This is a genomic window from Streptomyces sp. NPDC092369, from assembly GCF_044755245.1.
GTDB lineage: Bacteria > Actinomycetota > Actinomycetes > Streptomycetales > Streptomycetaceae > Streptomyces.
The window spans coordinates 1,339,255-1,354,099 of sequence record NZ_JBIVQP010000002.1 but is presented as its reverse complement, the minus strand read 5'-3'; the positions used below and the strand labels follow the sequence as shown (position 1 = coordinate 1,354,099).

Genomic DNA, 14,845 nt, shown 5'->3' with positions numbered 1-14,845 from the left:
CAGGTACGTGGATCAGTACGAAGGACAACGAAGGGCACCGGCGTGCAGGAACAGCAGGGCTGGGTAAGACGACTCGCCGGATACGCCTGGCGCCATCCGGCGAACGTCATTCTCGCTCTCGGCTCGTCGCTGGGCGGCATGGCCGTGATGGCCGTCGTCCCCCTGGTCACCAAGGTGATCATCGACGACGTGATCGGCGACCACAGCCGCGGCATGGCCCCCTGGGCCGGTGCCCTGATCGCCGCCGCCGTGGTCGTCTACGTCCTCACCTACATCCGCCGCTACTACGGCGGCCGGCTCGCCCTCGACGTCCAGCACGACCTGCGGACGGAGATGTTCGAGACGATCACCCGGCTCGACGGCCGCCGGCAGGACGAGCTGTCCACCGGTCAGGTCGTCGGGCGCGCGACCAGCGACCTCCAGCTGATCCAGGGCCTGCTCTTCATGCTCCCGATGACCATCGGGAACCTCCTCCTCTTCGTGATCTCGCTCGGGATCATGGCCTGGCTGTCCCCGCCGCTCACCCTGGTCGCCCTCGCGGTGGCCCCGGCGCTGTGGTGGATCGCGCGGCGCAGCCGTACGAAGCTGCACCCCGCGACCTGGTACGCGCAGGCCCAGGCCGCCGCCGTCGCGGGCGTGGTCGACGGTGCCGTCAGCGGCGTACGCGTGGTGAAGGGGTTCGGGCAGGAGGAGCAGGAGACCGGGAAGCTGCGGGAGGTCGGGCGGCGGCTGTTCGCGGGGCGGCTGCGCGCGGTCCGGCTGAACAGCCGGTACACCCCTGCCCTGCAGGCCGTCCCGGCGCTCGGTCAGGTCGCCATGCTGGCGCTCGGCGGCTGGCTGGCGGTGCGCGGGCACATCACGCTCGGCACGTTCGTCGCGTTCTCCACCTATCTCGCCCAGCTCGTCGGCCCGGTCCGGATGCTCGCCGTGGTGCTCACCGTCGGCCAGCAGGCCCGGGCCGGCACCGAGCGCGTCCTGGAACTGATCGACACCGAGCCGACCATGAAGGACGGCACGAAGGAGCTGCCCGCCGACGCGCCCGCGACCGTCGAGTTCGACGACGTGTCCTTCGGGTACGACCACGAGCGCCCCGTGCTCGACGGGCTCTCCTTCGAGATCCGCGCCGGCGAGACCCTCGCGGTCGTCGGCTCCTCCGGCTCCGGCAAGTCCACCGTCTCCCTGCTCCTGCCGCGCTTCTACGACGTCACGCACGGCGCCGTTCTCGTCGGCGGCCACGACGTCCGCGAGCTGACCCACGACTCGCTGCGCGCCGCGATCGGCCTGGTCCCCGAGGACTCCTTCCTCTTCTCCGACACGGTCCGCAACAACATCGCCTACGGCCGCCCCGACGCGACCGACGAACAGGTCGAGGCCGCCGCGCGCGCCGCCCAGGCGGACCGCTTCATCGCCGAACTCTCCGAGGGCTACGCCACCACGGTCGGCGAGCACGGCCTCACCCTCTCCGGCGGCCAGCGCCAGCGCGTCGCCCTCGCCCGCGCGATCCTCGCCGACCCGCGCCTCCTGGTCCTCGACGACGCGACCTCGGCCGTGGACGCGCGCGTGGAGCACGAGATCCACGAGGCGCTCAAGGAGGTCATGCGGGGGCGCACCACCCTTCTGATCGCCCACCGCCGCTCCACCCTGGGCCTCGCCGACCGCATCGCCGTCCTCGACGCGGGCCGTCTCGCCGACGTCGGCACCCACGAGGAGCTCCAGGAGCGCTCGGCCCTCTACCGCCGCCTGCTGACCGACCCCGACGAACTCGGCGGTGTCTCGCCCGGCCACGCGCTGCCTGCCGTACCGGCCGAGGACACTTCCGTACGCGATGAGTTGGACGCCGAGTTCGACGCCGAGCGCGGAGTGACCCCGCGGCTGTGGACCGGCGACCGCGCGCCCAAGGACACCGCGCTGGCCGGGATGCCCGCCACGCCCGAACTCCTGGACCAGGTCGACGCGTTGCCGCCCGCGACCGACCTCCCCGGCATCGACGAGGCGCGGGCGGTGCGGCCGGAGGAGTCGTACGGTCTTGGACGCCTGCTGCACGGTTTCCGGCGGCCGCTGCTGATCAGCCTCGGGCTGGTCGCCGTGGACGCGGGCATGGGGCTGCTGCTGCCCGTGCTGATCCGGCACGGCATCGACAAGGGCGTCTCCGCGCTGGCGATCGGCGCGGTGTGGACGGCGGCGCTGTTCGGCCTGGTCGCCGTCGCCGTGCAGTGGGCGGCGCAGACCGGTGAGACCCGGATGACCGGACGGACCGGCGAACGGGTGCTGTACGCACTGCGGTTGAAGATCTTCGCCCAGCTGCAGCGGCTCGGACTCGACTACTACGAGCGGGAGTTGACCGGACGGATCATGACGAGGATGACGACGGACGTCGACGCCCTCTCGACCTTCCTGCAGACCGGTCTGGTCACGGCGTTCGTCTCGGTCGTCACCTTCTTCGGCATCATGGGCGCGCTGTTGGTGATCGACGTCCAGCTCGCACTCGTCGTGTTCGCGACGCTGCCGCCCCTGATCATCGCCACCTTCTTCTTCCGCCGGGCGAGCGTGAAGGCGTACGAACTGGCCCGTGAGCGGGTGTCGGTGGTCAACGCCGACCTCCAGGAATCGGTGTCGGGGCTCAGGATCGTGCAGGCGTTCCGGCGCGAACGGGACGGCGGGGCGCGGTTCGCGGAGCGCAGCGCGAGCTACCGGGCGGCGCGGACCCGGGGCCAGTGGCTGATCTCGATCTACTTCCCCTTCGTCCAGCTGCTGTCGTCGGTCGCCGCGGCCGCCGTGCTGATCTCGGGCGCGGGTCGCATCGACGACGCCACGCTCACCACCGGCGCGCTGGTCGCGTACCTCCTCTACATCGACCTGTTCTTCGCGCCGGTCCAGCAGCTCTCCCAGGTCTTCGACGGCTACCAGCAGGCCTCGGTCTCGCTGGGCCGCATCCAGGAGCTGCTCCGGGAACCGACCTCCACGAAGGCCGCCGACGAACCGCTGGACGTGCTCTCCCTGCGAGGCGAAATCGCCTTCGAAGATGTGCACTTCGCGTACGGGGAGGGCGAAGAGGCGCTCGGCGGCGTCGAGTTGAGCATCCCGGCCGGACAGACGGTCGCGTTCGTCGGCGAGACGGGCGCCGGCAAGTCGACCCTGGTGAAGCTGGTGGCCCGCTTCTACGACCCCACGGGCGGTCGGGTGACCGTCGACGGCGCCGATCTGCGCACCCTCGACATCACCGCCTACCGCCACCGCCTGGGCGTGGTCCCGCAGGAGGCGTACCTCTTCCAGGGCACCGTCCGCGACGCCATCGCCTACGGCCGCCCGGACGCCACCGACGCCCAGGTCGAGGCGGCGGCCCGCGCGGTCGGCGCGCACGAGATGATCGCCACGCTGGACGGCGGTTACCTCCACGAGGTCGCCGAGCGCGGCCGCAACCTCTCCGCGGGCCAGCGCCAGCTGATCGCCCTGGCCCGTGCCGAACTGGTCGACCCCGACATCCTCCTCCTCGACGAGGCCACGGCCGCCCTCGACCTGGCCACGGAGGCCCAGGTCAACCAGGCCACCGACCGCCTCACCGGCCGCCGCACCACCCTGGTCGTCGCCCACCGCCTGACCACGGCGGCCCGAGCGGACCGGGTGGTGGTGATGGACCACGGGATGGTGGTGGAGGACGGCACGCACGACGAACTCCTGGCCCGAGGCGGCCGATACGCCGAGCTGTGGCGGACGTTCGTCGGGGAGGACGCGCCCGTGGGGGCCTGAGCGGAAGAGGGAAGAGACGCGAGTCGGTGGCCGCCGTCCGCGCGGAGCGCCTGCGCAACCATCCGACGTACGTCCTGCGTCCGTACACCCGTACGCTCATCGACGGGCCGGCCCGCGGCGATACGGAAGGGATGACAGTGGACACAGGTGCGATACGGAGGTGGTTCGCCCTCGGTACGGCCGTGCTGACCGTGTCCGGAGTGCTCGCGCTCGCCACGCCCGCCAGTGCCCAGGCCGACTCCTACTGCGGCGGGCGCAAGGTGCGTGACCTGCCCTTCTCCACCGGGGTCGTCCACATATACAAGCGCAACGGGTACGTGTGTGCCGTCACCTTCCCCAGGACGGCGAGCGGCACCAAGCGGACCATGTCGGTCAGTGTGCAGGCGCGCGGCAACCGGCCGGTGGTGGACAAGGGGAAGTACACCCACCACGCGGGTCCCATCACCGTGCACGCCGGGCACCGCTGTGTGTGGATCAAGGGCTCGGTGGGCCGGGGCTCGGTCAGTTCGGGCTGGATTCTTTGCTGATTCGCGGCTTTCTTACAAGCTTTTCTTGAACTCCCCTGGTGCGGAGGCCGGTTGCTCGGTTAGCTTCCGGCGGACATCTGTATCCACAGGGGAGTGTGCATGCGCAAGGCGCTCAGATGGCTGCTGGCGCTCACCGTGCTGATAGGCACGTTGAGCACGGCCGGGGCGGCCACCGCCGCCCAGCCGGCGGCCGGCGGCACGACCGACATCAAGGATCAGCTGCTCTCCATACCGGGGATGAGCCTGATCGAGGAGAAGCCGTACACCGGCTACCGCTTCTTCGTCCTGAACTACACCCAGCCCGTCGACCACCGGCACCCGTCCAAGGGCACCTTCCAGCAGCGGATCACCGTGCTGCACAAGGACGTCAGCCGCCCGACGGTCTTCTACACCGGCGGCTACAACGTCTCCACGACGCCCAGCCGCCGCGAGCCGACCCAGATCGTGGACGGCAACCAGGTCTCCATGGAGTACCGCTACTTCACCCCGTCCCGGCCGGCCCCGGCCGACTGGAGCAAGCTGGACATCTGGCAGGCGGCCAGCGACCAGCACCGCATCTTCAAGGCGCTGAAGAAGATCTACGCCAAGAACTGGATCTCCACGGGCGGCTCCAAGGGCGGCATGACCGCCACGTACTACGAGCGCTTCTACCCTAAGGACATGGACGGCGTCGTCGCGTACGTCGCCCCCAACGACGTGGTGAACAACGAGGATTCGGCCTACGACCGCTTCTTCACCAAGGTCGGCACCAAGGAGTGCCGCGACCGCCTGAACGCCGTGCAGCGCGAGGCCCTCGTGCGCCGCGAGCCGCTGGAGCAGAAGTACGCGGCGTACGCGGCCGAGAACGGCTACACCTTCACCACCGTCGGCAGCCTGGACAAGGCGTACGAGGCCGTCGTCCTCGACTACGTCTGGGGCTTTTGGCAGTACAGCCTGCTCTCGGACTGCGCCGACATCCCGGCCGACGCCAAGAACGCGACCGACGACGCGATCTGGACCTCGGTCGACACGATCTCCGGCTTCTCCTTCTACACGGACCAGGGCCTGGAGCCGTACACGCCGTACTACTACCAGGCGGGCACCCAGCTGGGCGCGCCCACGATCCACTTCCCGTACATCGAGAAGAAGTACATCCGCTACGGCTACCAGCCGCCGCGGAACTTCGTGCCGCGCTCGATCCCGATGAAGTTCCAGCCGTCCGCGATGCGTGACGTCGACTCGTGGGTCAAGCACAACGCCCGCCACATGCTCTTCGTCTACGGCCAGAACGACCCGTGGGGCGCGGAGCGCTTCGCCGTCGGCAAGGGGGCGAAGGACGCGTACGTCTTCACCGCGCCCGGCCTGAACCACGGCGCCAACGTGGCCGGCCTGGCCGCCGACCAGAAGGCGCTCGCCACCGCCCGGATCCTCGCCTGGGCCGGCGTCCCCGCCGCCACCGCGGCGCAGGCCAAGCCGCTGGCGACGTTCGACCGGAAGCTGGACGTGCGGGACGTGGAGCGCGAGCCCGCGCTGCGTCCGTAACTCCGGTGCTGCGCCCGGCCGTTGATCACATGCGAGTCAGCCGTGATCACACCGGCCGGGCGCAGCCCACCCGTTCCTCGCCCTCCAACTGCACGTACAGGGCCGTCGTCGCCGGGCACTGGGTCCGCTTCGCGACCGCCTTCACCACCTTGTACTGCGGCTTCTTCTTGCCGCTGCCGTCGCACGCCGTCTCGCGGACCTGCCCGTTGCCGGAGCCGTAGACGCAGTCGCCGACGATGGTGCGCGGACCGCCCCCGCCGCCCGGGTCGCCGGGATGCGGCGGCTCCAGGTCGCGCATGCAGGCGTACCCCTGCGGCACCGAGCCGTCACCGTCCTCGTCGGAGGACGGGCTCTGCTCGCTGATGTGCAGCACGAAGTCCGTGGTCGCCGGGCACAGCGGGCCCCCGCCGACCGTGCCGTCGTACCGCGCCACCACCCGCGCCGCCGCCCGCTCACTGGTGCACGGCACCTCGGTGAAGCTGGTCGTCCCGAACGAGCTGCACTCGTCGACCCCCAGGAACACCGCCCCGTAGCCGGACTGTTGGCTCGCCGTCGCCCGCTCCGTCCCGGTCGGTGCGGCGCTCGCGTCGCCGCCCTCCGAACCGGACGCCGACAGGACGCCGCAGCCCGACACCAGGGCAGCGAGCAGTGCCACCAGTGCGCAGACCACCCCCACAGAACTTCTCTCACGCATCGTGAACCCCCCGGTACCCCCGCCCAGCGTGACCCGCCACAGCGGGCACACGCCAGGCATACGGGGTGGTTCGGGCCGATTGGTGGGTGTACGCCGGTTGTGTGGCGTACCTCCCCTACGCCCGCCGTCCAGGGCTCAGTACGACAGCCCGTGTCCGACGGGGTACAGCACCTTCGTGGGATCGTCGGCCCGCTGCACCGCCACCGGCAGCTTCCCGCGCGGTGCCGCCTTGCCGGCGATCACCCGCGCGGCGGCCCGCAGTTCGACGTCGGTCCAGGAGTAGGCGGCCAGGAAGGCCCGTACGGACGGCAGCCGGGCCACGTCGTACGGATTCCTGATCGCGACCGCGACCACCGGCTTCCCGCCGGCCACCAGTTGCTCGATGAGCTTCGTCTGCGCGTCGGCCGCCGTCACGTTGTACGTGCCCACGACCACCGCGTCCGCGTCCTTGGCCGCGGCGACCGCCTTCGCGATCGTGGCCGCGGAGGGAGCGGTGCCGGTGGACAGCGCGGTGGCGGTGAAGCCGAGCCCGGTGAGCGCGGCGGCGAGCACACCGGTCGGCGGCCCGGTGGTGCCGGAGGGGGAGGCGGGGTCCGCGCCCACGACGAGCACCTTCTTGTGCGCCCCGGGCGACAGCGGCAGCAGCCCGCCCTCGTTGACCAGCAGGGTCGTCGTCCGCTCCGCGATCCGGTCGGCCGCCGCGAGATGCGTCCGGGTGCCGACCACCCGGTCCACGTCGGCCTGCCGGACATACGGTTCCTCGAACAGCCGCAGCCGCGCCTTCAGCCGCAGCACCCGCAGGATCGACTCGTCGAGCCGCGCCTCGGTCAACTCCCCGTCCCGCACGGCGTTCAGCACCGCGTTCCAGGCGATGTCGAGGGAGGGCGGGTTGAGCAGTTGGTCGACGCCGGCTTTCAGGGCCAGCACGGGCACGCGGTCGTCCCCGTACTTCTGCCGTACGCCCTCCATGCCCAGCGAGTCCGTGATCACCACCCCGTCGTAGCCGAGTTCCCCGCGCAGGATGCCGGTGAGGATCGGGTGGGAGAGGGTGGCCGGGTCACCGGAGTCGTCGAGCGCCGGGACCATGATGTGGGCGGTCATGATCGAGTCGATCCGGGCGTCGATCGCGGCCCGGAAGGGCACGGCGTCCAGCGTGGACCACAGCGCGCGGCTGTGCGTGATGACCGGGAACCCGAAGTGGCTGTCGACGGCGGTGTCGCCGTGTCCCGGGAAGTGCTTGGCGGTCGCGGCCACCCGGCTGCTCTGATATCCCTTCACCTCGGCGGCGACCAGCTCCGCCACCGCGTCCGGGTCGGCGCCGAAGGAGCGGACGCCGATGACCGGGTTGGCCGGGTTGACGTTCACGTCGGCGTCGGGGGAGTAGTCCTGGTTGATGCCCATCGCGCGCAGCTCGGCACCGGAGATCCGGCCGAGCGTGCGGGCGTCGGCGCGGGAGCCGCCGGCACCGATCGCCATCGCGCCCGGGAAGAGGGTGGCGGGCTTGCCCACCCGGCACACGATGCCGTGCTCCTGGTCGGTGGCGACGAGCACGGGCAGCCCGCGCGGCTGCTTGAGCGAGGCCTTCTGGATGCCGTTGGAGAGGCCGGCGATCTGGTGCGGGTCCCGGGTGTTGTGCGCCCAGGTGAAGTAGATGATGCCGCCGACCCGGTACTTGGCGATCAGTTCGGCTGCCGTGCGCACGCCGATCTCGCTCAGGTTGGCGTCGATGTCGGCCTGGTCGGGGGCGGTGGCGGAGTGGCCGTAGACCCGCATGACGAAGAGCTGGCCGACCTTCTCGGGCAGCGTCATACGGGAGATCAGCGAGCGGAGTCTCTTGTCGTCGGCGTGGGCGGTGCCGCCGATCGCGAGGGATGCGGTGACGCCCATGGTCGCGGTGAGAACGGTGCGTCTGGAGGGCACGTGCGCTCCTTCCGGAGGTGATCCTTTGAAGGAAACTTCCGAGGAGTCAGCAATATCCGGGAAGTTTCTGCCAGTCAAGGGAGTGCGCACGGTACGTGAAGAGGGGCCGCCATCGGCGCTGTTGGAGGGGGGCGCGCCGATGGCGGCTTCTGCCGGCCGTGGTACGGCGGAGAGGGTAGGTCAGCGATCGCAGCCAGCAGCGAGGGCCGACACCGCACCACGGGACTCATCCGGCAGCTCGGAGGTTGGACGAACCGTAGTCGGCGGGGGTTCCCGCCGTGCCGACGATTCCGGGAAGTTGGTGGCGCAGGGGCCAACGGGACGGGTGGGCCCTGGTCTTGGACCACGGCTCCCGCAGAGTGCGTACGCCCTCTGCGACCCCGCCGACACGAGTGACGCGTGGTCCCGCGCGCGGCGACCGGGCTCCGCGTGCCCGGAATCCCGTTCGACGACCCGGCGCGGGTACGGAAGACTCACCCGGGTTTCCAAGGGGCGTTCGCGCGGTCGCGGGCGCGGTCACGAAGGAGGAGTCGCGGGTGACCTTCGAGTTGCGGGGGCCGGTCCTGGCGGGCGAACTGGTGCGTCTGGAGCCGCTGGAGCGGCGGCACGCGGCCGATCTCGCGGTGGCGGCCGAGGAGGACCGGGACACGTACGCGTTCACATGGGTGCCGCGGGCCGACGAGGCGGCGGCGTACATCGACGCGCAGCTCGCCCGCGCGGCGACGGGACGGCTTGCGCCCTACGCGCAGGTGTCCCTCGCCACCGGGCGGGCGGTGGGCGCGACCTCGTACTGGGAGCCGCGGTCCTGGCTGTCGGAGGACCGGCTCGACGCGGTGGAGGTCGGGTTCACCTGGCTGGCGCGCTCCGCACAGGGCACGGGCGTCAACTCCGAGGCCAAGCTCCTCCTGTTCCGGCACGCCTTCGAGGAGTGGGGCGTGGCCCGCGTCGACCTGAAGACGGACGCGCGCAACAGCCGCTCCCGCGCGGCCATCGAGAGCGTCGGCGCCCGCTTCGAGGGCGTCCTGCGGAACTGGTCGCGGTCCTGGGCGCCGGGGGAGGACGGGCGGTTGCGGGACTCCGCGATCTACTCGGTGACGGCACAGGAGTGGCCGGAGTGCCGGGAGAGGCTTGAGGCGCGGGTGGCTCGACGGCGGGTGAGCGGGGTGCGGGGGTAGGGGTCGGGAGAGAGATATCGGTGGCGGGGCCGTGCGAGGTACCGGTCGAGGTACCGGTGCCGTGAGGCTGCTCAGGGGGTGGCTGGACGCGGGCTTTCAGGGGGGTGGCTGGACGCGGGCTTTCAGGGGGGTGACTGGGACGCGGGCTTTCAGGGGTTGGCGGGGCGGGGCGGTTTCTCCCGCAGTTCGGGCGTGGTCGCGGCCACCGCTCCCACCGCCGCCAGGCACATCAGGCCGCCGGTGACGAGGGAGACCGTGCCGGAGGTCCAGCCGGCGAGGAGGCCGCCGCGGACGTTGCCGAGGTTCGGGCCCGCCTGGCCGACGATCATCTCGGCCGCGGTGACCCGGCCCAGCAGCGCGTCCGGGGTGTGGAGCCGCACGATCGTGGAGCGGGCGAGCACGGAGGCGGAGTCGCCGGCGCCGGCCACGACGAGCAGGCCGAGGCCGGCCCAGGGGCTCGTGGAGAGGCCGAACGCGACGAGCGCGCCGCCCCAGACGCCCGCCCCGACCAGCATCACGAGCCCGGGCCGGGCGAACCGGGTGACCGGCCCCGACAGGGCCGTCGCGGTGACACCGCCGACCGCGAGCGCCGACAGGAACAGACCCAGCGTGCGCGGGTCGCCCCCGAAACGCTCGGTGTTGACCAGGGGGAAGAGGCTGACCGGGAAGGACAGCACGGTCGCGGCGAAGTCGGTCAGCAGCGCGCCGCGCACCGCCCGGTGGGCGATCAGGAAGCGCAGTCCGTCCAGTACGCCGTGCACCCCCGGCCGTGACTTCTCGCCGTCGGGCGGGAGCGAGGGCAGGCCGAAGGCGCCGTAGAAGGACGCACCGTAGCTGAGGGTGTCCAGCAGGTAGCAGACACCGATGCCCCACCAGCCGAGCACCACTCCCGCCACGGCCGGGCCGACCAGCATCATCGCGAGGCCGGTGACCTGCTGGAGGGCGAGGCCCGCGGCCACCTGGTCCTTGGGCAGCAGCCGCGGCACGAACACGCCCGCCGCGGGCGCGCCGAGCGCGGCGAACGACGTCTGCACCGCGACCAGCACGAGGACGACGACCACGTGCACGTGCCCGGTGAAGGCCTGCACGGTGAGCAGCGCGGAGCACACCGCCGAGCCGACGGTCCCGGTGAGGTACATCCGGCGCCGGTCGGTCCGGTCGGCCCAGGCCCCCGCGAACAGGCTGACCCCGACCATCGGCACCGCCTGGGCCACCCCCACCGCCCCGGTCCACATGGAGCTGTGGGTCATGTCCCACACCTGGTACATGACGGTGACCATGGTCATGAAGGTGCCGAGCGTGGACACCGTCCGCCCGAACAGCAGCCGTCGGAAGACGGGCGAGGTCCGCAGCGGCCGGACGTCGATGAAGGCCCGGCGCAGGCCGGTGGGGCTCATGAGGGCATGGCGGGGTACGGAGCGGGGTGCGGGGTCACCCGGGGACCCTAGAACCCGGACCGGGCGCCCGCCAGCGATTTACGCGGGACCGTTCCGGGGACGGCTTACGCCGAGTCGTTGAGCAGCCGGCACAGGTGGTCGTGCCCGGCGGCCAGCAGCCCGTCGAGCGGCGCGGCCTCCTCGTACCACCGCTTCTCGTACTCCCAGCACAGCCACCCGTCCCAGCCGTGCCGGGACAGCACCTCCACGCACTCGGCGAGCGGCAGCACGCCGGCGCCGAGGGAGAGCGGGGTGGTGTCGTCGGCGGAGGCGATGTCCTTGACCTGGACGTAGCCGAGGAAGGGGGCGAGGGCGGCGTAGGACTCGGAGGGCTGCTCGCCACCGAGCCAGGTGTGCATGACGTCCCAGAGCGCGCCGGCGTTGCGGTGGCCGACCCGGCCCAGGACGCGGATGGCGTCGGCGCCGGTGCGGTGCGAGTCGTGCGTCTCCAGCAGGATGCGTACGCCGAGGTCGGCGCCGTACTCCGCGGCCGTGCCGAGCCTGCGGGCCGCCGTCGCGTCGGCGCGCTCGTGGGTCTGCTCGTGGCCGCCGCCGGGGAAGACCCGGACGTAGGGCGCGCCGAGGTCGCGGGCGAGGTCGACCAGACGGCGGACCTCCTCGATCACCGGCCCGTCGTCGCCGGGCGCCGCCACGCGCGCGTACCCGGCGATGCCGAGGACGTCGATGCCACCGGCCTTGAACTCGGCGGCCACGTCCGCCCGTTCGTCGACGTCGAGGCCGGGGTGCACCGGTTCCTCCGGGTGGGCACGCAGCTCCACGCCGTGGTAGCCGTGGGTGGCCGCGAGCCGGACTACGTCCGTGACGGGCAGGCCGGGGACGCCGAGGGTGGAGAACGCCAATCTCATGCCCCTACTCTCACTCGCCCGTCCCGTGCAGGTCCAGCCGCCAGTCCTGTCCGACCAGATCCTTTCCGAAGGACCGGTGGGGTTTCTCGGCGACCAGGACGAAGCCGCGCCGCTGGTAGACATGCCGGGCGGCGGTCAGTACGTCGTTGGTCCACAGGACGAGATCGCGGTAGCCGACCCCGCGCGCGAAGTCGACGACGGCGCCGACCAGCCGGTCGCCGATGCCGAGCCCGCGCGCGTCGGGCTCGACGAGCAGCAGCCGCAGCCGCGCGGTGCCCGGGGCGTCGTCCCGCACGCACATCACGCTCCCCACCGGCCGCCCGTCCAGCTCGGCCACCCACACCCGCTCCAGATGCGGATCGTGGTCCTCGGCGAAGTCGGCGACGATCCGGGCCACGAGCCCCTCGTAGTCGGCGTTGAACCCGTACTCGGCCGCGTACAGCGCCGCGTTGCGCTGCACGATCCAGCCGAGGTCACCGGGTCCGGGCTCGCGCAGCAGGACGTCCTCGCGGCGGGGCGGCCGGCCCTCGGAGAGGATCTCCCGCACGGTACGCATCGCCTCCGACAGCCGGGGCCGGTCGGCGGCCGGCACGCTCGACAGGAGCGTGCCGACGGATTCGTTCGCCCGCTCGGCGAGCAGTGCGGCGGTCTCCCGCCCGTGCGCGGTGAGGGTGATGTGCCGCCGCCGCGTGTCCTCCTTGGACGGCACCCGCTCGATCAGCCCGTCCTGCTCGAACTTGTTCAGGATCCGGCTCAAGTACCCGGCGTCCAGCGCCAGTTCCCCGCGCAGGTCGGCGGCGTCGGTGCGCGGGGAGTGGGCGAGTTCGTACAGTACGCGGGACTCGGTGAGGGTGTAGGGGGCGTAGAGGTGGCGGCTGTAGTCGAGGGCGCCGATGACGTTCGTGTAGAAGCGGTTGAAGGCGCGGATGTCCTGGACGGTCATGGTGGTCGACCCCCGGGTGATAGTTGACTCAGTCAGAGATCCCGTGAGCCGAGGGTACGACGCCCGCGCCTCCCGCGGCTACCCCTCGGCGGCCGGCCGAAAGACGCACACCTGCACGCCGGTCTTGCCGACGACGGTGGACACCAGCTCGAACCCCCGCCTGACCCCGTCGTCCGGGAAGATCGACTTGCCGCCCCCGAGCAGCACGGGCATCACGATGAGCTGCAACTCGTCGACGAGGCCTGCCCCGAGCAGCGCCCGCACGAGCGTGGGACTCCCCATCATCGCGAGGTCGCCGCCCTCACTCTCCCGCAGTTCCCGGATCCGGGAGAGGGCGTCGGCGCCGGGAATCCGCTCGGTGTTGTTCCAGGCCAGTTCGCTCTCACCGAGGGTGTCGCTCACGACGTACTTCTTCAACGAGTTGAGCCGGTCGGCGAAGGGATCCCCGGCCCGCTCGGGCCACGCCCCCGCCATCGTCAGATACGTCCGGCGCCCGTACAGCAGCGCCTCGGCCCGCTCAAGACCCGCGGCGAAGGCCCCGCCGACCACCTCCGGATCGAAGTAGGGGTGCGACCACCCGCCGTGGGCGAACCCGCCGTCGGTGTCCTCCTCGGGACCGCCGGGCGCCTGCACGACTCCGTCGAGGCTGATGAACTCACTGACCACGATGCGCATGGGACTGACTCCTGTACTCGCCGGTTGCCGCTTGCGGGGATGGAGACCGGAGGGACGAGCGAAACTCATCGGTGGTGCCGGTGGGAACCGGCGCGCCCGCCTCCCCGCCGGGAATTGCGAGGCGATGTGATTGAGTTACTCATTTGAAATTGCGAACGTTCACGCATCGACTGCCGAACCGTCGGAACTGCACATGCCATGGGCAAGTCCCGGATGATTGCAGTCATGTTTCGATAAAATTCTTGCTAGTCGGGCATCCCTGTTATAGAAACTGGCCTGCGAGGTGCGGGGCTCGTAGGGGGTAGGGGATGTTGCGGATTCATTTCACGACCGAAGATCTGCTCAGAACCAGGGTGGTCTCGTCGCCGGATCCCATGTGGGAGCTGGTGTTGAGCGTCTTCCGATTACGAAGACGGTTGGCCGTGACCCGGTACGAACCGTGGTATCGGCAGGTCAAGGCCGAAGCGTCCCGCAGTGATCTGCTGGCGCGCATTCGACTCATGCTGATGCCCATGATCCCGGCCTCGGGATATTTTCCGGACTTTCTCACCCCGGAGAACTCGCGGCCCGGCGGAATCGAATCGATCGTCGAGGATGTGGCCGGATGTCACAGAAACGTCCTGCGCGACCAACTCGATCTCCTCGGCCGGGGCCGGGGATCAGCCTGGCTGGAGCGGTTGTACGAAGCGGACCCCGAGGCCAGAGCGGACCTGCGGCACCTCCTGAGGGACTACCAGCGCATCGCCCTCGCCCCGCACTGGAACGCGATCCGTAACAGCGTCGAGGCGGACCGGGCCATGCGCACCAGGGCCCTTCTCGACAGCGGGATCCACGGCCTTCTGCACAGCTACCGGCCCCTGATGCGATGGACGCCTCCCGTCCTCCAGGTGCGGTACGCCGTCGAGCAGACCCTGCACCTGGGCGGACGAGGCCTCCTCCTGGTGCCGTCGCACTTCTGCCAGGGCACCGCGAACTCGCTGGCCGACCCCGCTCTGCCGCCCGTCCTGGTCTATCCCGCCGGCTACGACAGGACCGTGGCACCGGTGACGGTCCGAGCCCTTGGGCGGCTCATGGGCACCACCCGCGCCTCCATCCTGATCGCCGCCGGGACCGCCACCACCTCCGGGGAACTCTCGCGCCGGGTGGGCGTGTCCGCCGCCACGGTGAGCCATCACCTCTCCGCACTGCGCGCGGCCGGACTGCTGAGCACCCTGCACCAGGGCGAGCTCGTCCTGCACACCCGCACGTCCACCGGATCCGCCCTGGTCAACGCGGCGCACCCCTCGGGCAGTTGACCCTCAAAACGCGGCCCGATCCCTGTTCACCTGCGCGTTTCGACGC

11 protein-coding genes are annotated in these 14,845 nt (G+C 71.1%); 5 read left to right on the top strand and 6 right to left on the bottom strand.

What is annotated here, in order from left to right; translation table 11 throughout:
• Nucleotides 1–42: 42 nt before the first annotated feature.
• From ACIQI8_RS15720 to ACIQI8_RS15710, 3 genes are all read left to right on the top strand, one after another.
• The gene (locus tag ACIQI8_RS15720; protein WP_402349690.1) at nucleotides 43–3,747 is read left to right on the top strand and encodes an ABC transporter ATP-binding protein; all 3,705 of its coding nucleotides are present in this window, start codon (nucleotides 43–45) and stop codon (nucleotides 3,745–3,747) included.
• Nucleotides 3,748–3,884: 137 nt separating this feature from the next.
• Complete coding sequence (locus tag ACIQI8_RS15715; RefSeq protein ID WP_402350483.1) at nucleotides 3,885–4,274, top strand: hypothetical protein; 390 nt, start codon at nucleotides 3,885–3,887, stop codon at nucleotides 4,272–4,274.
• A gap of 99 nt (nucleotides 4,275–4,373) precedes the next feature.
• On the top strand, nucleotides 4,374–5,795 hold the full coding sequence (locus ACIQI8_RS15710) for a S28 family serine protease (protein WP_402349687.1): 1,422 nt from the start codon (nucleotides 4,374–4,376) through the stop codon (nucleotides 5,793–5,795).
• A gap of 46 nt (nucleotides 5,796–5,841) precedes the next feature.
• Here ACIQI8_RS15710 and ACIQI8_RS15705 read toward each other — a convergent pair whose 3' ends face one another.
• Nucleotides 5,842–6,489: a hypothetical protein gene (locus ACIQI8_RS15705; protein WP_402349684.1), complete on the bottom strand. Its 648-nt coding sequence runs from the start codon at nucleotides 6,487–6,489 to the stop codon at nucleotides 5,842–5,844.
• A gap of 135 nt (nucleotides 6,490–6,624) precedes the next feature.
• Nucleotides 6,625–8,409, bottom strand: a complete 1,785-nt coding sequence (locus tag ACIQI8_RS15700; RefSeq protein WP_402349681.1) for a glycoside hydrolase family 3 protein — start codon at nucleotides 8,407–8,409, stop codon at nucleotides 6,625–6,627.
• A 536-nt stretch (nucleotides 8,410–8,945) separates the two neighbouring features.
• Between ACIQI8_RS15700 and ACIQI8_RS15695 the strand changes: the two genes are divergently transcribed.
• Entirely contained in the window at nucleotides 8,946–9,584 is a 639-nt protein-coding gene (locus ACIQI8_RS15695) for a GNAT family N-acetyltransferase (RefSeq protein ID WP_402349678.1), read from the top strand.
• Nucleotides 9,585–9,733: 149 nt separating this feature from the next.
• Here the strand turns inward: ACIQI8_RS15695 and ACIQI8_RS15690 are convergent, their stop codons facing one another.
• From ACIQI8_RS15690 to ACIQI8_RS15675, 4 genes are all read right to left on the bottom strand, one after another.
• Nucleotides 9,734–10,981: an MFS transporter gene (locus ACIQI8_RS15690; RefSeq protein ID WP_402349675.1), complete on the bottom strand. Its 1,248-nt coding sequence runs from the start codon at nucleotides 10,979–10,981 to the stop codon at nucleotides 9,734–9,736.
• A 104-nt stretch (nucleotides 10,982–11,085) separates the two neighbouring features.
• Nucleotides 11,086–11,886 (bottom strand): sugar phosphate isomerase/epimerase family protein, encoded by an 801-nt coding sequence (locus tag ACIQI8_RS15685; RefSeq protein WP_402349673.1) that lies wholly within the window; start codon nucleotides 11,884–11,886, stop codon nucleotides 11,086–11,088.
• A gap of 10 nt (nucleotides 11,887–11,896) precedes the next feature.
• A complete protein-coding gene (locus ACIQI8_RS15680) occupies nucleotides 11,897–12,829 on the bottom strand; it encodes a GNAT family N-acetyltransferase (protein ID WP_402349670.1) in 933 nt (310 codons plus the stop codon).
• A gap of 78 nt (nucleotides 12,830–12,907) precedes the next feature.
• On the bottom strand, nucleotides 12,908–13,504 hold the full coding sequence (locus ACIQI8_RS15675; protein ID WP_402349667.1) for a dihydrofolate reductase family protein: 597 nt from the start codon (nucleotides 13,502–13,504) through the stop codon (nucleotides 12,908–12,910).
• A gap of 512 nt (nucleotides 13,505–14,016) precedes the next feature.
• On the opposite strand from ACIQI8_RS15675, the gene ACIQI8_RS15670 reads away from it, so the two are divergent.
• Complete coding sequence (locus ACIQI8_RS15670; RefSeq protein ID WP_402349665.1) at nucleotides 14,017–14,799, top strand: winged helix-turn-helix domain-containing protein; 783 nt, start codon at nucleotides 14,017–14,019, stop codon at nucleotides 14,797–14,799.
• Nucleotides 14,800–14,845 lie beyond the last annotated feature (46 nt).

Coding starts and splice junctions, on each gene's coding strand:
- ACIQI8_RS15710 (WP_402349687.1), top strand. CDS start 4,374: ATGCGCAAGGCGCTCAGATGGCTGCTGGCGCTCACCGTGCTGATAGGC.
- ACIQI8_RS15705 (WP_402349684.1), bottom strand. CDS start 6,489: ATGCGTGAGAGAAGTTCTGTGGGGGTGGTCTGCGCACTGGTGGCACTG.
- ACIQI8_RS15690 (WP_402349675.1), bottom strand. CDS start 10,981: ATGAGCCCCACCGGCCTGCGCCGGGCCTTCATCGACGTCCGGCCGCTG.
- ACIQI8_RS15685 (WP_402349673.1), bottom strand. CDS start 11,886: ATGAGATTGGCGTTCTCCACCCTCGGCGTCCCCGGCCTGCCCGTCACG.
- ACIQI8_RS15680 (WP_402349670.1), bottom strand. CDS start 12,829: ATGACCGTCCAGGACATCCGCGCCTTCAACCGCTTCTACACGAACGTC.
- ACIQI8_RS15675 (WP_402349667.1), bottom strand. CDS start 13,504: ATGCGCATCGTGGTCAGTGAGTTCATCAGCCTCGACGGAGTCGTGCAG.
- ACIQI8_RS15670 (WP_402349665.1), top strand. CDS start 14,017: ATGATCCCGGCCTCGGGATATTTTCCGGACTTTCTCACCCCGGAGAAC.